Below are 19,503 nucleotides of genomic sequence, written 5' to 3'. Positions count from 1 at the left end.
TATTGTTGATTGATAAGTTATGTTTCTTTAATGCAGTAACGTAGCCTGATTGACGCTGGTGGCTATCATCAATGTCTTGGTTAGAATTGATATAAGCAATGTGTTGGTGTCCATTTTCTATTAAGTACTCTGTAGCAAGTAGTGAGCCTAGCTCATTATCAAGAGAAATACAGCGTTCAGCTATTTCTGGAATATGACGATTGATAATCACAAGTCCTTTTACTTCATTTGCAAACTGGATTAGATCTTCATCACAGAGCCCTTTTGAATGAATAACAAGAGACTCGCATCGGTTGTTAATTAATAATTCAATGGCTTCTTTTTCGATTTGAGCGTCGTGATATCCATTACCAATTAATAAGTGTTTATTATTAGCTCTTGCAACACCATCCACAGCCTTGATTAAGGCTCCAAAAAAAGGATCAGACACATCAGCAACTACGACACCAATTGTATTGGTACTTTTACTGACTAAAGCCCTTGCATTGGCATTGGGTCTATATCCTAATTTGGTCATTGCAGCATTAACCGATTCTATGGCTGTTTTGCTTGCTTTAGGTGATTTATTTACTACACGAGAAACAGTGGCAACAGATACGCCAGCTTCTTTTGCTACATCTTTAATGGTTGCCATAATTGCTGTTTAAACCTTGTATTTTGATCGGGTTAAAATTTTAGTAAATTTTTAATGGTGTTTTCTTGCTCAATTGTATTTTGTTGATAATGTAAACGTTAACATTAATCTAAACCTAAGGATAAAGTAAAATGGAAACAATTGCATACGGTGATTTTGCAAAATTAGATATTCGTGTTGGCAAAATCACAAACGTTAAACGTCATGAAAATGCAGACAAGCTTTACATTGTTCAAATTGATGTAGGTGAGCAGAGTCTTCAAACGGTCACAAGTCTTGTCCCTTATTACACAGAAGGTGAATTAATGGGCAAACAAGTGGTTGTATTGTGTAACTTAGCAAAAGCAAAAATGCGCGGTGAAACGTCCGAGTGTATGTTGCTGTGTGCAGAAACAGAAGATGAAAGTGAAAGCGTATTATTGACACCAGAGCGCTTGATGCCTGCTGGAGTTAAAATCGTCTAATTGGTTTAATAACCAAAAACATAAACCAAGTGTATCCTCCCCCAGATAGACTTGGTTTTTTATGAATAGAGCCTTAACCACTTGTAATTCCATATAAAAAACAAGACAAATAGTGGATTAATAGATATCATACCTTCCTAAGTTAGTAATGATTAATTAATGATATGAAAAGGTTGGGTATATATGGATATTAAGAATAACTCTTCAAAGGAAGTGAGATACCCCCCAAGTTATAATCTTCTCTCAATAACAAAACCCAGTAGTCACATAACTTACGCAAGTAAAGATTTTTGTGAGGTTGCAGGGTATACACAAGAAGAGCTTGTTGGTCAGCCACATAATATGGTTAGACATCCAGATATGCCAAAAGAAGCATTTGTAAATATGTGGGGGTATTTGAAAGAGCAAAACTCTTGGATGGGAATTGTAAAAAATCGATGTGCTAATGGTGATTATTATTGGGTTGATGCATTTGTTTCTCCCATCACTGAGGGTGGTGAAGTCATCGAATATCAGTCTGTTCGTACTAGCCCCAAAAGAGATTATGTTGATAATGCAGAAAAGATATACGCTCAACTGAACGCAGGAAAAACACCCCGTAAACTAAAGTTACCTAGAACCCGTTTGTGGCAACGTGCCGCTATCGCTCTTATTATTCCCGCTATTTTTGCTTTTGGTCTTGAGCAATTTGTTCCTAATGCCGGCGTCCCATCATTATTCCTTTTAGCCATAACCTCTTTTTATATGATGACCCGCCGATTAGAAGCATTAAGTAAAGACGCTCGTGAGATCTTCAATAACCCATTAATGGAGCTTGTTTATAACAATAAAGTTGATGATATTTCAGAAATAGCCCTTGCGATGAAAATGTGTCATTCAGAGACCAATGCCGTTTCTGGGCGTATCCAAGATTCAAATGGGCAAGTGACTGCGGCAATGGAAGAGTCATTCCAAAACCTAGATACCATGTCAACTCAGTTAGATTCGCAATCGATGGAAGTGGAGCAAGTTGCTGCTGCTATTAATGAAATGCATTCTACAGCGCATGAAGTTGCCAGAAATGCACAAAATACCGCATCAACAACTGATGAAGCAAAAGCCGCTGCAGAGGAGGGGATGGCAGAGGTGAAATCAACCCTACATGCCGTTGATGTATTAGCTACTCAGTTAGATCAAACGTCAAATTCAGTTAGAGAACTTGAATCAAATACGAATACCATTGAAAGTGTCTTAACGATAATTCAAGGTGTCGCAGAGCAAACTAATCTCTTAGCACTTAATGCTGCGATTGAAGCTGCCCGAGCGGGCGAACAAGGCCGTGGATTTGCTGTTGTGGCAGATGAAGTACGTCAACTTGCTCAAAAAAGTCATGATTCAACCACTGAGATCCAAACCGTGATTAACTTGATTAGAACAGGAACTCATACCGTGGTTGAGTCAATGAAAGAGGGAGAGAAGCTTTCAGCGGATTGTATTGAAAGTGCCAATATCTCAGCAAATAAACTGGAGCAATTACTGACTGAAATTACGGATATCTCAGATCAAAACTCTCAAATAGCCACGGCAGTTGAAGAGATGAGTAACGTCTCAGAGGGCATGAACAATAACGTACAATCTATTAGTCAATCGACCCAAGAATTATCGATATCAACAGCGTCCTTAGTTCAAGAAAGCCAAGCAGATAATGGAGGCTTGATGGATAATTTACTTTCTCAAAGTAAGCTAGCCGAGCAGTTTAGGCATACTGGCTAGTGGGATAAAATAAAGTTTTTCTACAATATCAATACAAAGCATTGCTATTTCTTATCTTATTGGTTTTTTGTATTGTGGTTATCAATATAAATTGAAATATAGTGCTTTGATTCACACTTTTCTATCTTCAAGAAAGGTTGTTGTTAACTTGCTGTTAAATCTTACTGTATGGTTGGTTAAATAATAAACCAACTTCATAAACTAAAAAGGATTTTATATGCAAGGTATCGTTGATTTTCTCAATGGCATAATTTGGAGCCCAGTGCTGATTTATCTCTGCTTAGGTTCTGGTCTCTTTTACTCTATTCAAACTCGTTTTGTTCAAATTCGTCATTTTAAAGAAATGTGTCGTTTACTGGTATCAAATAAAGAATCAAGTAAAGGTATCAGTTCGTTTCAAGCATTAGCGGTATCACTGTCTGGCCGTGTAGGTACAGGTAATATTGCAGGGGTTGCGGCGGCTATCGGGTTTGGTGGACCGGGTGCGGTATTTTGGATGTGGGTGGTTGCCTTTTTAGGTGCTGCGACGGCGTATGCTGAATCAACATTAGCGCAGATTTATAAAGAAGAAGATGAAGGGCAGTTCCGTGGTGGTCCGGCTTACTATATCGAAAAAGCAATGGGTCAAAAATGGTACGCATGGATCTTTGCTATTGCGACTATCTTTGCGTGTGGTGTGTTACTTCCGGGCGTGCAATCAAATAGTATTGGTAATGCAGTTGAAACCGCGTTTGGTACGGGTGGCATGATTGATACAGGCATTGGTGTATTCAGTTTTGCAAAAATCTTTACTGGTGCTGTGATTTCAGTGATCCTTGGCTTCATCATTTTTGGTGGCGTTAAACGTATCGCTCATTTCACTCAAATCGTTGTGCCTTTCATGGCGTTAGCATATGTCATTCTTGCTTTTGTTATTATCTTATTAAACATTTCTGAAGTACCAACAATCTTTGGGATGATCATCGGTGATGCCTTTACTCCAATGGCCGGTTTTGGTGCAGCAATTGGTTGGGGTGTGAAACGTGGGGTTTATTCTAACGAAGCAGGTCAGGGGACTGGCCCTCACGCTGCGGCAGCGGCGAGTGTTGAGCATCCTGCGCAGCAAGGTTTAGTTCAATCGTTCTCTATTTATATTGATACTTTATTGGTTTGTTCTGCAACCGCATTTATGATCTTAATTACGGGTACTTATAATGTTCACGGCAGTGGTGAAGAAGTATTCTTAGTTCAGAATCTAGCCGCGAATGTTGGCGCAAATGGCCCGATGTTTACTCAAATGGCGATTGAAAGTACGCTGCCTGGCATTGGTAAAATATTTATTGCTTTTGCTCTGTTCTTTTTTGCTTTTACTACCATTCTTGCTTATTACTACATTGCAGAAACAAACATTGCTTACATTCGTCGTACGTTTAAAGTCGATGGCATGATGTTTATACTTAAAGTCGTAATCATGTCAGCGGTATTCTATGGAACCATTAAAACTGCAAATCTTGCATGGGCGATGGGTGACGTTGGTGTTGGTTTAATGGCATGGTTAAATATTATTGGTATTTTGATTATTTTCTTTATGTCTAAGCCTGCACTTAAAGCGTTGAAAGATTATGAAGAACAGCAAAAAAAAGGCGTGACAACCTATACGTTTGACCCAGTAAAATTAGGCATTAAAGGTGCAACATATTGGGAAGGTAAGTTAGAGAGAAATAAGAACAAATCAAGAGAGAAGTAGCTTTTCGATATGAATAAAAAAAACGGCCCTAATATGAGTAATGCCGATCAGTTAGTCACTTTATTGAGTAATTATGCACTATTTATTCAATATCTAATAGATATGGCAAAGTACCCGTTAAGAGAGTGAAAGATAGATACAACAAGGGCTCCAGAATGATTGTAATAAATTCGTCTGAAGCCCTTGTTTTTATTGATGTTCGCTTAACTGACTGGCATTAGCCCTAATATGAGGGCCGTTTTTATTTTTAGCTTTTATAGAATTGCGTTAATAGTGTTATCTACAATGTCTACAGATTGCGTTATTTCATGTCCTACGGCTGAAGGGTACCAAACTTCTACCCAAATCTTATCAACGTGGTTGGGTAGCATGACGCTAGTTTGAAATTCTGTCTCATCATTCATGGGGGTGATAATGAATTGAGATGTGTGGTCGACAACACCATCCTTAAATTCACTATACAGAGACATAAATCCTCGTTCACTTTGAGAGCTTGCAACAGAGAGAGTGATGCTTACTTCTCGCTCTGTTGAAAAGGTAAAGCCTTCTGGTATTGATAATTCACTTGTTTTTATTCCATTTATCCCTTCAGCGGCTGGAAATGTTGATGCTGGAACTGCAGAGTCAGTCCCTGGCGCTGCGCCTCCGCCAGAAGAAGAACCAGATGACGAATCACTACAAGCGGCAAGAAAAGTGAGAGCTGTAATACCTAATAATAAATGTATATGTTTCATGGAGCCTCCTTGTTAGTCATCTGTTGACCAAGTTTTGTCGCCATTTGGATTTAGGTACCACGTTGGTTTCGAAGTTCCTCCTGAGGTAGCCCACTCGGCAAAATCTGGATACGCATTACTAATATCAATGTACTCTGATGGGTGATTCCAAGGTGATGAAATTATGATACCCCATGGTAGGTTACTAGTAGTACGGTAGTATTTACTGCTTGCTGAATCTGAATCATCGTCAGCAGTACCGTAGAAGTCCTCAACCAAAGTCCCTCTTGTCGTTGGTGGGAAATCTGAGGTATGGATCTCTAATTCTTTACCTGGAGAGGTAGTGAAACTGTCTCCATGATATGAGCCATGACCGGGACCAAAAATAAATGGGTCACCGCCATTAAGTGGCATTAATGAGCTAACACTAGGTTCGCTTCCTTCGTTGAATGGAAGAGAAATACTGAACGTCATTTGTTCTGACTCTAATGATGCACTGCATGATGGATTTGTTCGATGGAATTGACACTCGCCATTAATTGGAATGTCATCCAACAGGTTTAACGATGCAACGACAACAAGATCTCCAGATGGCGAAGCGATATCTTTATCTTCTCCTGTAAATGGTGAAATATTTGGTCGTGTTGCCCCATTTTTTTCTAATCGAGACAATGAAAGGTTAATGTCTGATTCATTAAATCCATTGAGCTTCCAACCTAAACCGTTACCATAAGAGGCGCCATACGCAGTAACAGTACCAGTAAGATCGAATCGTAGAACTTCATCATCTTTACTTATGATAGTGGTACGATAGTAGGTAATAACATCATTAAGATCGAAGTCTCCAGTTTCTGGCCAGTTATCCTCGAAAGCGGCAGTATAATAGTTTGAATGTTGAATTGTTGTTCCTGGGTCTGTAACACTAAATATGTAATCCTCTACTTCACCATCACCAGCATACCCAGTGCTTGGAATATTTGGACTGCTAGATAAACGGAAACGAGTTTGGACGGAGCCAACAATAGCGTCACTGCCTACACGTATTGGGATAATTTGTTGTCCATTGGTTACGGAATGGTTCTTGATGATTTGCTCATCTTCATCAAACGTTCCATTCATATTCCAGTCAGCCCATGCTTGTAGGTAACCACTGCCGAAGGCGTTTACTCTGATTAAAGAATCTAAGCCTTTTTCTAAGCTTGTTAATACAGTAATACCATCGTCATCGTTACCACCAACATCGAGATCATCCCCATTGGATGCGATACCCGGTTGACCATCAGTATCAGCATCAATGCTGCTTCCTAAATATAAACTTGAAGAGAGTGCATGCTCGGCCCCATTGTTTGCTTGTAATGTACTGTAGCTATCAGGAGCATCACCAAAATCAGATTCGTCTGAACTCGTCACTGGTGGGATGAATTGGTCTAAGTCCCAATTACCATCAAAAGCGGAGAAAATAGGGTTTGGAAAAGGACTTCCGCTTGTAGTAACCGTTTCAAATTGAAGGGTGACAATTGACGTATTTTTAAAGGTAAATTTAACGGCACCAGATGTGTCTGTTTCGTTGTAGTTTGTTCCTGGTCCTGTGAATAATACCGATTGTCCGTCAGCACTTTCTTCAGCAGTTAAGCTTGCGCCAGCTGAGCCTGTTTGGTAGCTATAAAAACCTTCGCTTTTGAACACTCGAACTTGTTCTGATTGAACTGGTTCACCATCAATATCGTAACCAATCATGTCAAATTCAGGTACGGTATAAGGCACAGAGAAGGTACCTGATAAACCATCAGTACCATCATAAAACTCAAAGGTATAAATTAAACCAGCAGAACCAGCGGAGTTAACTTGATAGAGAAAGCCTATATCTCCTTCTGGTTGGCCGCCACCATCTTTATAGTTTGGTGTGTGAAAAAGGAAGGTAGCGTCACCAAATATTTCACTACTTACTTTTGCATCAATGGTCTTTCCGTTATGAGTACCAACGTTAAGGAAGTGCATAACTGGACCATCATAAGAGGGACCAAAACTGTTACTTAAATTGGTCGATTCTATATGATTTGAGAAATCTAAATCTACTGAGGTGGCATAGATGGGCGCACTCGCTAAAGTAAACGCAATAAGGGAAAAAAGCTGTTTATATTTCATAATAAGCCTCTACTTTTTCTTGAATGAGGAAATGCCCTCAACACAATGAATAGATACATAACTTGAAATTATGCGGTAAATAAAAACAACTAGAATTTTCTAATAAATGAACTCAGCCTAAGTTGTGGTAGCTACTTCTAGCGAGCAGTAATTTGTTAATTCCTTTAACGTACCGTTTTCTTCAAGTAATTATGATTGAGCAAAATGTATACCATTTGTTTTTTATCGAAATAAATTGTATTGCTTTTTTAATTAAACTATTTAATTATCAAATGATTATGGTGTTAGCTTTTACTGGAGTAATAAGGTTGTTTTAGGAGAAGAGAATCTGTTTTTTCATAATAAGAATCAAATTGCTAGATGAGAATCAATTTAGAAAAGCTCAACGATTTAACTTATTTATCAATCGGTATTGAATTAATGCAACATATCTAGACTATGGTTGCCTTATTTATTATTCTTTTTGTGAATATTTGATGGTGGTTTATATATGAGATATTTAAGTGTGCTTTTCTGTTTTTGGAGTGGCCTATCTATCGCTGATTCTGAATTGATTTTACATTCTACGGATCAGAAACATAACAATAAAGGTTGTGCAAGTATTGTTTGTAATAATGTAATTAAACCAGAAAGTGTGAGTATGGCTGGGGATTTTCCTGAGCGTTCGAGGAATGGAACTCTTTCAGCGTTAGGTAATGTTGCTTTCATTGCTGGTGAGGTTCGCTGAAAATCTTCAAGAAGAAGAGCCTGAGTTAAATACACTATCTGAATAGGTGTATATTCTTGTAATTAAATCGGTGCTCTATTTTTTTCTTCTGGTAAAATGGTCGTCTATTTAATTTTGATTGCAGTAAGTGAAAAATGGGTATTCAACGTATTAATCCAAGTGAAAAATGGTCTGATGTTACTGTTTTTAATAAGATGGCGCATTTTGTTGAAGTTGCTTATGATGAAAGTGCCGACATGCAAGGTCAAACCGAACAAGTTTTTGCACAAGCAGAAGAAATGCTAGCGAGCGTAAACAGTGATAAATCACGATTAGTGTCGGTTACTATTTATGTGACGGATTTTGCTAATTTAGCGGTATTTAATGATGCGTGGATAAAGTGGTTACCAGAAGGGTGTGCTCCTAGCCGAGCATGTTTAAAAGTTGAGCTAGCCGATCCTGATTATTTAGTTGAAATTGCATTTGTTGCAGCAGTTAAGTAGCTAAAAATAATAAAATCAAAGTACTCGGTGTTTACTGAGTACTTGTTAGATGAGTAGGCTTTATTTATCAATAACGTATGATAAAACTATTAATAGTCTTTTACCTGTTATCTTATCTAATAGTAGAACAATAAATAATCAATCAATATTTGAGCTTTACAATCTATTGCCTTTCCTTTAGTTTAAGGACAATTATTTTCATAGAGTGTGTAAGTTATGTCTATAGACATCAAACAATATCAAGCAGATTTAGTCTCTGCTACTAAGCATAATGCTTATACATTCGTCTCTGTCGTCGTTGTCATTTACTGATACTGACGATTTTGTTATTCGTCAGTTAGGCTGGCGGATAAGAACCTTTCTTTATAATCTTCTAGCCAAATTGACACCACGTTTCATTTTATAAGGGTATGTCGTTTGAACAGAAGAGATCTCGCCGCTATCGGCTTCATGACATTTGCACTATTTTTAGGTGCAGGTAACTTAATCTATCCACCATTGATGGCTCAGCAAGCTGGTGACAATTGGCTTATCGCTATTGGTGGCTTTCTATTAACTGCTGTTGGTCTACCTGCAATCACTTTGGTCGTATTAGGCCGTTTATCTTCTGCAGATAAGCTTACATCAGCTTTACCAAAGTGGATGGATCGTTCATTTTGGTTCTTGGTACTAACCACTCTGGGTCCTGCGTTTGTATTGCCTCGTGCCGTTACCGTTGCTTATGAGATGGGCATTAAGCCTTTCTATTCAGATAATGGATTAATGGTATTCTCTGCTTTATTCTGTGCATTAACATTATGGCTTGCATTGAAGCCAGGTAAATTAGTCGATTACATCGGTAAAGTAATGACACCAGCATTGATTGGTATGTTAACCATATTAGTGGTCGCGGCATTATTTAATCCATTAGGCTCTCCAAGCCAAGCTATTGATATTTACGAACAAGCGCCTGCAGTAAATGGGTTAATTCAAGGTTATATGACATTAGATGCTATCGCAGCGGTAGCGTTTGGTTGGGTGATAATCCAAACGATTCGTAGTAAAGGGGTTGAGAGCAAAAAAGCCATCTCTTACTACACATTACGAATTGCCGTTATTTACTCAGTATTGATGTCATTATGTTACTTAGCAATGGGTTATTTAGGTTCAACCTCATCAGAGATTGCAGAAAATGCCAGCAATGGTGGAGAGATCTTAACGCGTTATGCGGCAGGGGAGTTTGGGGTATTAGGTCAACTTTTATTAGCGGCTATCACTTTAATGGCATGTTTAACGACGACGATCGGCTTAACCAATGCAAACTCTGAGTACTATAAAAATACTTACGGCATCACGTTTAAAGTGAGTGCTACCGTGATCATGGTATTAACGGCAATTATTTCAAACGTAGGTTTAGAGACGATCATCGAAGTGAGCTTACCTGCGATTCTTATCTTATGTCCGATCGCTATCGCATTAATTATTGCGATGATTTTAATACCTGAGAAAGCCGGTATAGATAAACCAACCATTTCAATGAGCCATACAACGGTAGTATGTATTGCCGCTTTGTTTGGGACGATTGATGCACTGCATATTTTAGAAAAATTGCCTGAAGGCATGGACGCGTTTTGTGAGCAATGGCTACCGTTGTATTCTTCTCATACTTCATGGTTGCTTCCTGTATTTATTACTATTTTTATTAATAAAGTCTTCAATAAAGCAATGCCAAAGCGTGTTGTTGTAAACAATTAGTCTTTAGAAATAGACTTACTCTTGTGTATTGATAAAGAGCAGCGATAATAGCTAATGCCAGTCAGTTAAGCGAACATCAATAAAAACAAGGGCTTCAGACGAATTTATTACAATCATTCTGGAGCCCTTGTTGTATCTATCTTTCACTCTCTTAACGGGTACTTTGCCATATCTATTAGACATTGAATAAATAGTGCATAATTACTCAATAAAGTGACTAACTGATCGGCATTAGCGATAATAGCTGCTCTTTTTTTATTTTTAGAATAGGGTTGCTTGATTATGTTGCCATTAATTTATCATCCAATTTACTCGCAATTAGATCTTCCTGAAGGACATCGCTATCCTATTCAAAAATATCAACGTTTATATCAAGCCATTCAATCTCACCATTCTTCTGAACAGTTTTGTTATTTTGAACCAAGTGCATTTACAGTTGACGCCATTAAGCAGGTACATGATGAAGCCTATATTAATGCTCTAGTTTCAGGTTTACTGCCTGTAGCTAAAATGAGACGTATTGTGATTTCCTTGGAGTGAATCATTAATTCAAAGGACATTAACGTCGACAGCAGGGACATGTTTAACCGTTGATAAAGCATTAGAGTATGGATCTGCAATTCACTTGAGTGGTGGATATCACCATGCTCATTACGATTTTGGTAGTGGATTTTGTTTGGTGAATGATTTAGTTGTTGCAGCGCATCATGCATTAAAGCGAGAGGGTATTGATAAGGTACTTATTGTAGATAGTGATGTGCATCATGGTGATGGGACAGCAACGCTTTGTGCTGATAAAGAGGATATTATTACTGTCTCTTTTCATTGTGATAAAAACTTTCCCGCACGTAAGCCTAGGTCAGATTATGATGTTCCATTATTGATTGGTACTCAAGATGCTGAATTTTTAGAAGCGTTTCAACAAGTCGTTGAAATGGCAATTAATCATCATCAACCAGATCTTATTATTTATGATGCAGGCGTAGATATCCATATTGATGATGAACTGGGTTATTTGGATATATCGACACATGGTTTATATCAAAGAGATTATTGGATGAATAATATAACTAAGCAAAAGAATATTCCGATTGCGTGTGTTGTTGGTGGAGGTTATCGAAGTAACCATCAAGATTTGGTTGAACCTCATTTACAATTAGTTCGTGCATTTTTAATTGATATATAAAGTCGATATATTTTTATATGTAATAAAAATAAAGTATCAATAATATAAAATACTGAAATGTTAAGCGTACTATATTTTAAATGAATTAAGTATTATTGATTTATGCATTCATATTTATAGTTATAAACTTAATGTTTATTTCTTTCAATTAGTAATTTTTTAGATAAAGATAGAGAGGATAATGAATTTTATTTAATGTGATTTACTTCTCGTTTTTATTTTTCATGTTATTTCAAATCTTTTTTTACGATGTTTTATCTCCTTTTGTTTTGGTTTAAACTTTTGATTTTAAATTTCTTTTAATGTATTTCTCTTGTTTTTGTAGGTGTTTTGAATTTATTGTTGATGCATTTGTTACCGGTGTCACACTTTGATTTTGCGGGTACAAAAATCCAGTAAATGCTTTAAATATCAACTTACCAAGCGCCTCTTTAATTCATATTATTTCCTCATCAACTTAATGCAGCTTGAATTAAGTAAAAATTATTATTAAGGGAAAGATTATGATCACCACACTGGTAAATACCAATTTAATTAAACTTAATTTAGATGCGACGACGAAAGATGGCGTATTTTCTGAGTTAGCTGATATGTTATTAAAAAATAACCGTATCGATAATAAAGAAAACTTTTTAGCTGGTATTTATGAGCGTGAAGCTCAATGTACAACGTCTGATATGGGCATTGCTTATCCTCATACTAAAAATGCCGCGGTTATTGAACCTGCTATTGCGATTGGCGTATCAAAAACGGCGATTGAATACGGTGCTGATGATGATCAACCAACGGTATTCTTCATGATTGCCTCACCAGAAAGCGGCGATCACCACATTTATGCACTACAAGCGTTATTTGAAAAATTCGGAGATGACCTAATTGCAGATATGCAAAAAGCGACAACCGAGCAAGACATTCTAGATTTACTGATTAATTAATACCAATCGTAGTAAATAACTGGTCATCCTAGCTGGTTAAAAGACTTGATAACTGCGTTAGAATTTTTGATTGTAGAATAACTACTTATCGAAAAATTCTGCCTTGTTTTCAAGCCTTTTTCCTTCGCTATTTCTGAACACTTACTTACTGTGATTGGCATAACTTTTAGTTTTACTCACTTTTAGGATTACTTTTATGTCAACGATGACTGCAACAACTCAACCATCTGGTGATTGGAAACAAACACTATCCAAATTAAAAGGCCACTTGCTTTTTGGTACATCTCATATGCTTCCTTTCGTAGTTGCGGGTGGGGTGCTATTAGCACTTGCTGTAATGGCTACAGGTAAAGGTGCGGTTCCAGATACTGGTATTCTTGCGGATATTTCTACTATCGCGATTAAAGGTCTTGTGCTTTTCCCAATCATTTTGGGTGGCTTTATTGGTTACTCAATTGCAGACAAACCAGCATTAGCGCCAGCATTTATTGCATCAGGCATCATGGCTGATTTAGGTGGTGGTTTCCTTGGTTGTATCGTTGCAGGTTTTATTGCCGGTGGTGTGGTTCTTCAACTTAAGAGACTGCCTATCCCTGCACATTTAAGCGCACTAGGCGTTTACTTTATCTACCCTCTTGTTGGTACGCTAGTTTCTGCGGGTATCGTAATGTGGGGCCTAGGTGCTGCAATCTCTTCATTCATGATTGCAATGAACGAATTCTTAGCATCAATGGCGGGGTCTTCTAAAGCGGTTCTTGGTGCGATTCTTGGTGGTATGACGGCGTTTGATATGGGTGGCCCAATCAACAAAGTAGCTACACTATTTGCTCAAACACAAGTAAACACACAACCATGGTTAATGGGTGGTGTTGGTATCGCGATTTGTACTCCACCGCTAGGTATGGCTCTTGCTACATTCATGTTTAAGAAGAAATTCTCTAAAGAAGAACAAGAAGCAGGTAAAGCAGCAGCAATCATGGGTTCAATTGGTATCTCTGAAGGCGCTATCCCATTTGCAGCAAATGACCCAATGCGTGTGCTTCCATCTATCGTAATCGGCGGTATGGTTGGTTGTGTATTCGGTTTCATGACTGATGTATTGCTTCATGCACCTTGGGGCGGCTTAATTACAGCACCTGTCTCTAGCAACATCCCTATGTATGTAGTGGGTATTGCGCTTGGTTCACTAACAACAGCACTTATCGTTGGTTTCTGGAAACCAGTGGTTGTAGAAGATGAAACAGCGGCAGTAGCACCTGTACAAGCTCAATCGGCACCAGTTGCTGGCGAAGGTGAGTACGATGTTCTAGCGGTTACATGTTGTCCTTCAGGTGTAGCACACACGTTCATGGCAGCAAAAGCACTAGAGAAAGCAGGCGCAGCAGCAGGCATTAAGATTAAAGTCGAAACACAAGGCTCTAACGGCTTAGTGAACAAATTGACAGCAAAAGATGTTGCCAACGCTAAGTTCATCATCCTTGCTCATGATATTCCAGTAAAAGAATCAGATCGTTTCGCTAACATTCGTCAAGTTGAATGTTCAACGAAAGAAGCAATGAAAAACGCATTAACTCTTATCCAAGCTTAAGTTTCAACCTGAACGTTAGGGGAGTCGCAAGGCTCCCCATTCTAAAGACCGTTTTGCTATTAATCTTCACAAAGGTTAATACCAAAATTATCAAAGGGCAGTCTTTATTTCCCTTTAAACTTTAGAATAAAAGGTATAATAATGAAGTTTAAACGCAGTGTACTCTCGCTTGCAGTATTTATTGGTATAGTAGGCATTACTGGATGTACTGAAGAAACCACTAACATTACAAATGTTACGGAAGCCAATCCAAATACATCAATTCCAACGAAGCCTCTAGAACCAAGTATCCCAACAACACCTATTGAAGTCGATTTATCATTAAACCAATTTGTTAATCCAATGATTGGTACTGCTGAAAGTGGTCACACTTTCCCTGGGGCGGTAGTGCCTGCTGGTATGGTTCAGCTATCACCAGATACATTCGTTGGTTCTAATATTGACCATGAATCAGGATTGAACCCTTGGCATTCGGCATCTGGTTATTGGGATTCTTCAGATTATTCTGATACAGGCGTTATCGTAGATAAAGACGTTCCTATTTATGGCTTTTCACACACTCATTTATCTGGAACAGGGGCAACAGACTTAGGAGATATATTAGTACTACCTTACAGCGACATGCGTAACAATTTAATTAACTCGTTTGATAAATCAAGCGAAACAGCGACAGTTGGCTACTATAAAACGACCTTAAATGAAGGAAATATTGATGTTGAGTTAACCACAACAAAACGTGTTGGCTTGCATCGTTATACCTTTGAAAAAGGCACAGAGCGTAATATTAAGTTTGATTTAGGGCATACGCTATTGAATAACAATGGCGAAACACTAAGCAGTAAAATTGAGATCATTGATGATTACACCATTCGTGGTCGTAAAACGTCGACAGGTTGGTTTCAAGGGCAAGATCACCAAGGACAAGATATCTTTTTCTATGCCAAATTTAATGAGCCCGTGGCTAGGGCTTTATTAGGTACTGAAGAGAATGAACCTACGGGTGAGATGCGCCAAAATTATGTATACAAAGGAAGTGATATAACGGCTTACCTTAACTTTGGTAAAGGTGATAAAGCGATTGAAGTTCGTGTTGCTATCTCACCTGTGAATTGGCATGGAGCACAAAAAAACTTAGAAGCAGAAGCTATGGTATATGACTTCGCTAAAGTGAAAGAAAGTGCGGAATATGCTTGGGCAGAAAAATTATCGAAAGTGAAAGTCGAGGGTGGCTCTGATGCGGAGAAGACAAACTTCTATACCGGTCTTTACCACGCAATGATCGCTCCGATTGAATTGTATGATGTCGATGGGAAATACGTCGACATGCTAGGTACGATCAGAACCTTAGAAAAAGGTGATACGCCAAACTATTCGATTTACTCAACATGGGACACATTCCGTGCAGTGCATCCATTATGGACAATTATTGACCCTAAGCAAGCGACGTTATATGTCGAGGATTTAATTCGTAAGTCCAATGATGAGTTTGGAATGCTTCCAAAGTGGGAAGGGCATGGTTCTGAAACGGGAACTATGATTGGTTATCCATCAACAGCGATTCTCGGTGACGCAGTAACAAAAGGATTAGTTGATGCGCAAACAGCGTTAGATGCATCTATCAAATCTGCTCGTTATCGTCCACACGACTTCCCTCAAATTAGTGATGGGATCTTAACATCTCTAATGGCAGGGCAACTGAATTATCATGAAAAAGAGCAGTGTGTACGGGCTCCTAATTGGAACTCAGTATCATACTCATTAGAATTTTCTTTTTATGACTGGACTATTGCTGAGATGGCAAAAGCCGCTGGTGATGACGCTACTTATAATGAATTTAAAGAACGTTCTTATAATTCGTTGAAACATTGGGATTCAAGTGTCGGTTTCTTTGTTCCGACAGAGTTGAAGGAGGGAGATCCATGTGCCTTTAAATATTCAACAGAAACTTTTGACCCATATAAAGCGGATCCACTCTATTTCACCGAAGGTAATGCATGGCAGTGGCAATGGTCATTTATGCAGGATCTTAACAAGTTAACAGAAGTTATGGGTGGAACAAGTGGGTTGAATGAAAAGCTGAATAACTTGTTCGCTGCCGACTCGGACAGTGGTGACCAGCATCAGGATATGACAGGTTACATTGGGCAGTATATTCATGGTAATGAACCGTCACATCATGTTATTTATTTATATCAGAGAACTGAAGAATCATACAAAACTCAGGAATATTTAGACAAAGTATACAAAGAATTCTACACCCCAACGCCGGATGGAATTATTGGTAATGAGGATGTTGGACAGATGTCGGCGTGGTACATCATGTCAGCGTTGGGTTTTTATCAGATTTCACCAACTGACCCAACTTACACTATTGGACGACCTATCTTTACTAGAGCGACGATTAACTTCGGTTCAGGTGTATTCACGGTGGTGGCGGAAAATAATAGTGCTGAAAATATGTACGTTAAATCAGTCACTATTAATAATAAATCGCTGAATGAATTTAATACATTTGAGCATGCAGAAATTAAAGCTGGCGGAGAGTTACGCTTTGTGATGACAAGTGATAAATCACAAGCAATGAAAGCAAACCTACCTAAGTAATACTACCTATATTAGATAAGGGGTCTCGGCCCCTTTAATAGCAGAGAAAAATCAAAATGAAATTCAAACGGAATTTATTATCCATTGCTGTGTTCATGGGAATGGTTGCTTTAACTGGCTGTAATGATGACTCTTCTAGTTCAGCGACAAACCCGAATACCTCTATTCCAACAACACCGATAGACCCAAACATTCCAACAGATACGGTACTAAAATATGTAAACACACTGATTGGAACAAAAGGTCTTGGTAACGTAAACCCGTCGCCAGTTATGCCTGAGGGGATGATTCAGCCTTCTCCTGATAATTATGATCCTAATGGCTTTAGCGGTAAAGGCTCCCCATCTGAATATGATCCTTTTAATAAATACCTTTCAGGCTTCACAATGACCCACATTTCAGGTGCTGGTAAAGGTGATTTGAATGATTTCGCATTTTTACCGTATTCAGATTTTAATACCGACGCTCCAACAATGAACAAAGAAACTGAAACCGCTGAAGTTGGTTACTATTCTGTTGAATTGATTGAAACGGGTGTAAAGGCAGAGCTTACCGCAACAGATCGCGTTGCGTTTCAACGATTCACGTTTAACAAAGGCGGTGAGCGTAAAGTTCGTATTGATTTGCAACATGAACTGTTAGAGCAATATGGTAACCATTCTCGTAATATTTATTATAAGCGTATTAGCGATACAACCGTTGTCGGTGCAAGGACCTCTAATGAGTGGGGGCAATGGCAAACAGTATTCTTTGTGGCTGAGTTTTCAGAACCAATCATAGAAGAAAATTTATACGCAAAACTCGCATCTGAAAGTAAATTAAAACCGGTTGATGCGACTGAAATAGGTCTTGCTGACTATCGTGGTTATGCGGAACATAAACAAATGCCAGGAGAGCCCGCACCAGAAGCGTCTCGTTTAGCAAATCGAGCAAATGATATAATGACTCATCTGAACTTTGGCTCTGGTAATGAAGCGATTACAGTTAAAGTGGCCATTTCAGGTACGAGTATCGATGGTGCAATTAAAAACTTAGACGCGGATAAAAACGAATTTGATTTTGATTCCGTTGTCGTAAAAAATCGTCAGGCGTGGATAGATGTTCTTGGCGAATTTGAACTTGAAGGCGGTAAAACAGCAGATAAAACGATGTTTTTTACATCACTTTATCGTACTTTTGTCGCTCCCTTTGTTTATCAAGATGTTGATGGCAAATATCGTGGTATGGATGGCAAAGTTCATCAAGCAGAAGATGGGTTTACTAATTTATCGGTTTATTCAATGTGGGACACGTTCCGTGCGGCACATCCATTAAAAACTATTATCGATAAAGACCGTTCAATTGATTATGCCCGTGATTTAATTAATAAGTTTAAAACGGGTGGGGTGCTTCCTAAGTGGGAACTTCATTCAGATTATACGGGAGAAATGGTGGGCTACCCTGCGGTGTCTGTTATTGCAGATATCATGGTTAAGTACCCCGAATCCTTTACTCAGGCTGAATTTGAATTGGCGCTGAACGCGGCTGATGTTTCTGCGAATTTTGATGAATCCATTACTAATAGTTGGGTTCCTTACAAAGATGCATGGAATGGAGATAAGCGATTTACAGTGATGACTCGCCATGGTGAATACGCCGAAACTCTGGGGTATGTTCCTGCTAATGTTAAATGGAATGCAGGTGAAACGAATAAACCAGCGTATGCCGAAGGCTTAAAAGCAGATAAATATGACGAGTTGGTGAATGAGTCGGTCGCGTATGGCTTAGAGAATGCGTACTACGATTGGACGATTGCACAAATCGCACAATTAGCGGGCAATGACGAAATGTTTGATCGTTATATGAAGCGCTCTGAAACATTCAAAAATTATTTCGATTATAACCCTGATTATTACGGAAAAATGGAGGGCAAAGACAAACAAAGCTTAGGTGCTACCGGATTTATGCGTCCATTGTATCAAGTGTCAGGTTCTGCTGAACCTGAGTTTGCGAATAATCTAAGTAGTGAGTGTTTGGATGAAAATCTGACGTTATCTATTCCTGAGGGTAAAAATTACGACTGGTGTAAAGACCGTAAGAATTTAGTTCAAGGCGATAGCTTTTGGCCTTATCGTGCAGAACATCGTGGAGAGGACTTTACAGAAGGTAACCCATGGCAATGGACATGGTTCGCTCCTCAAAACTTAAATGGTCTTGCTAACGTTATGGCGGGTGAAGTGATAAAACGTACGGACTATACCTTACCAGAGCAAATGACAGAACAGGGGAAAGCTGCATTCTTAGCTAATTTAAATGCCTTATTTAATGCGGATTCAAATGCGGACACCACTCAGTCTCATGATATGTCCGGTTTCATTGGGCAGTTTGTTATGGGGAATGAGCCTGATCATCATGTTCCTTATCTGTATAACTGGACATCAGAGCCATGGAAAACTCAAGAATACGTAAATCAAGCGATGAATGAATTCTATCATCCAACTCAAGAAGGTTTGATTGGTAATGAAGATGTAGGCCAAATGTCTGCTTGGTACATTATGTCGGTACTAGGTTTCTATCAAGTCACACCAGCAGATCCTACATATACGATTGGACGACCAATTTTCGATAAAGCAGTCATTCCTGTTGGGGGGGATGGTTCTTTTACTATCACATCAACGAACAATTCTGAAGAAAATATTTACGTTAAGAGTGTCACGATTAACGGTAACGCTCTTGGTCCAAACCTATCGTTTAACCACCGTGATTTAAAAGATGGTGGGGTCCTTCATTTCGTAATGACGAATGATAAATCTCAAGCTTTGAAAGCGAATTAA

Annotated in this window: 13 protein-coding genes and 1 pseudogene; 11 read left to right on the top strand and 3 right to left on the bottom strand. The window is 38.6% G+C overall.

Annotated elements, in window-relative coordinates; translation table 11 throughout:
• The coding region (locus tag BTO22_RS20235) for a LacI family DNA-binding transcriptional regulator (protein WP_258132612.1) at nt 1-634 on the bottom strand (634 nt) is incomplete at its 3' end.
• A gap of 131 nt (nt 635-765) precedes the next feature.
• On the opposite strand from BTO22_RS20235, the gene BTO22_RS14970 reads away from it, so the two are divergent.
• The 3 genes from BTO22_RS14970 to BTO22_RS14960 all read left to right on the top strand — a co-directional run bounded on the left by BTO22_RS14970 (nt 766) and on the right by BTO22_RS14960 (nt 4,576).
• A complete protein-coding gene (locus BTO22_RS14970; protein ID WP_105056163.1) occupies nt 766-1,098 on the top strand; it encodes a tRNA-binding protein in 333 nt (110 codons plus the stop codon).
• Nucleotides 1,099-1,287: 189 nt separating this feature from the next.
• Nucleotides 1,288-2,850, top strand: coding sequence for a methyl-accepting chemotaxis protein (locus BTO22_RS14965; RefSeq protein WP_374954025.1), 1,563 nt, complete (start codon nt 1,288-1,290; stop codon nt 2,848-2,850).
• Nucleotides 2,851-3,067: 217 nt separating this feature from the next.
• Nucleotides 3,068-4,576, top strand: a complete 1,509-nt coding sequence (locus tag BTO22_RS14960; RefSeq protein WP_105056161.1) for an alanine/glycine:cation symporter family protein — start codon at nt 3,068-3,070, stop codon at nt 4,574-4,576.
• Nucleotides 4,577-4,830: 254 nt separating this feature from the next.
• Here BTO22_RS14960 and BTO22_RS14955 read toward each other — a convergent pair whose 3' ends face one another.
• Together BTO22_RS14955 and BTO22_RS14950 are read right to left on the bottom strand one after the other, a co-directional pair.
• The gene (locus BTO22_RS14955; protein WP_105056160.1) at nt 4,831-5,310 is read right to left on the bottom strand and encodes a hypothetical protein; all 480 of its coding nucleotides are present in this window, start codon (nt 5,308-5,310) and stop codon (nt 4,831-4,833) included.
• Nucleotides 5,311-5,322: 12 nt separating this feature from the next.
• Nucleotides 5,323-7,434, bottom strand: a complete 2,112-nt coding sequence (locus BTO22_RS14950) for an LruC domain-containing protein (protein ID WP_105056159.1) — start codon at nt 7,432-7,434, stop codon at nt 5,323-5,325.
• Nucleotides 7,435-7,924: 490 nt separating this feature from the next.
• Here BTO22_RS14950 and BTO22_RS14945 point away from each other — a divergent pair, with 490 nt between their 5' ends.
• The 8 genes and pseudogenes from BTO22_RS14945 to BTO22_RS14910 all read left to right on the top strand — a co-directional run bounded on the left by BTO22_RS14945 (nt 7,925) and on the right by BTO22_RS14910 (nt 19,503).
• A complete protein-coding gene (locus BTO22_RS14945; RefSeq protein WP_105056158.1) occupies nt 7,925-8,161 on the top strand; it encodes a hypothetical protein in 237 nt (78 codons plus the stop codon).
• Between the two features lie 134 nt (nt 8,162-8,295).
• A complete protein-coding gene (locus BTO22_RS14940; protein WP_105056157.1) occupies nt 8,296-8,643 on the top strand; it encodes a RidA family protein in 348 nt (115 codons plus the stop codon).
• A 417-nt stretch (nt 8,644-9,060) separates the two neighbouring features.
• Entirely contained in the window at nt 9,061-10,377 is a 1,317-nt protein-coding gene (gene brnQ, locus BTO22_RS14935) for a branched-chain amino acid transport system II carrier protein (protein ID WP_105056156.1), read from the top strand.
• A 282-nt stretch (nt 10,378-10,659) separates the two neighbouring features.
• A pseudogene (locus BTO22_RS14930) lies at nt 10,660-11,563 on the top strand (histone deacetylase family protein).
• 503 nt (nt 11,564-12,066) lie between these two features.
• Complete coding sequence (locus BTO22_RS14925; protein WP_105056155.1) at nt 12,067-12,498, top strand: PTS sugar transporter subunit IIA; 432 nt, start codon at nt 12,067-12,069, stop codon at nt 12,496-12,498.
• A gap of 196 nt (nt 12,499-12,694) precedes the next feature.
• On the top strand, nt 12,695-14,086 hold the full coding sequence (locus BTO22_RS14920; RefSeq protein ID WP_105056154.1) for a fructose-specific PTS transporter subunit EIIC: 1,392 nt from the start codon (nt 12,695-12,697) through the stop codon (nt 14,084-14,086).
• 141 nt (nt 14,087-14,227) lie between these two features.
• Complete coding sequence (locus BTO22_RS14915; protein WP_105056153.1) at nt 14,228-16,690, top strand: GH92 family glycosyl hydrolase; 2,463 nt, start codon at nt 14,228-14,230, stop codon at nt 16,688-16,690.
• 56 nt (nt 16,691-16,746) lie between these two features.
• Nucleotides 16,747-19,503, top strand: coding sequence for a GH92 family glycosyl hydrolase (locus tag BTO22_RS14910; protein ID WP_105056152.1), 2,757 nt, complete (start codon nt 16,747-16,749; stop codon nt 19,501-19,503).

Source organism: Aliivibrio sifiae (assembly GCF_002954705.1).
GTDB lineage: Bacteria > Pseudomonadota > Gammaproteobacteria > Enterobacterales > Vibrionaceae > Aliivibrio > Aliivibrio sifiae_A.
Note: the sequence above shows the minus strand (reverse complement) of the source record. Positions and strands in the feature narration are given on the sequence as shown.

What these genes read in the sequence shown, in the direction of transcription:
- BTO22_RS14970 (WP_105056163.1), top strand. Translation starts at nt 766, where the DNA reads ATGGAAACAATTGCATACGGTGATTTTGCAAAATTAGATATTCGTGTT.
- BTO22_RS14960 (WP_105056161.1), top strand. Translation starts at nt 3,068, where the DNA reads ATGCAAGGTATCGTTGATTTTCTCAATGGCATAATTTGGAGCCCAGTG.
- BTO22_RS14955 (WP_105056160.1), bottom strand. Translation starts at nt 5,310, where the DNA reads ATGAAACATATACATTTATTATTAGGTATTACAGCTCTCACTTTTCTT.
- BTO22_RS14950 (WP_105056159.1), bottom strand. Translation starts at nt 7,434, where the DNA reads ATGAAATATAAACAGCTTTTTTCCCTTATTGCGTTTACTTTAGCGAGT.
- BTO22_RS14945 (WP_105056158.1), top strand. Translation starts at nt 7,925, where the DNA reads ATGAGATATTTAAGTGTGCTTTTCTGTTTTTGGAGTGGCCTATCTATC.
- BTO22_RS14940 (WP_105056157.1), top strand. Translation starts at nt 8,296, where the DNA reads ATGGGTATTCAACGTATTAATCCAAGTGAAAAATGGTCTGATGTTACT.
- BTO22_RS14925 (WP_105056155.1), top strand. Translation starts at nt 12,067, where the DNA reads ATGATCACCACACTGGTAAATACCAATTTAATTAAACTTAATTTAGAT.
- BTO22_RS14920 (WP_105056154.1), top strand. Translation starts at nt 12,695, where the DNA reads ATGTCAACGATGACTGCAACAACTCAACCATCTGGTGATTGGAAACAA.
- BTO22_RS14915 (WP_105056153.1), top strand. Translation starts at nt 14,228, where the DNA reads ATGAAGTTTAAACGCAGTGTACTCTCGCTTGCAGTATTTATTGGTATA.
- BTO22_RS14910 (WP_105056152.1), top strand. Translation starts at nt 16,747, where the DNA reads ATGAAATTCAAACGGAATTTATTATCCATTGCTGTGTTCATGGGAATG.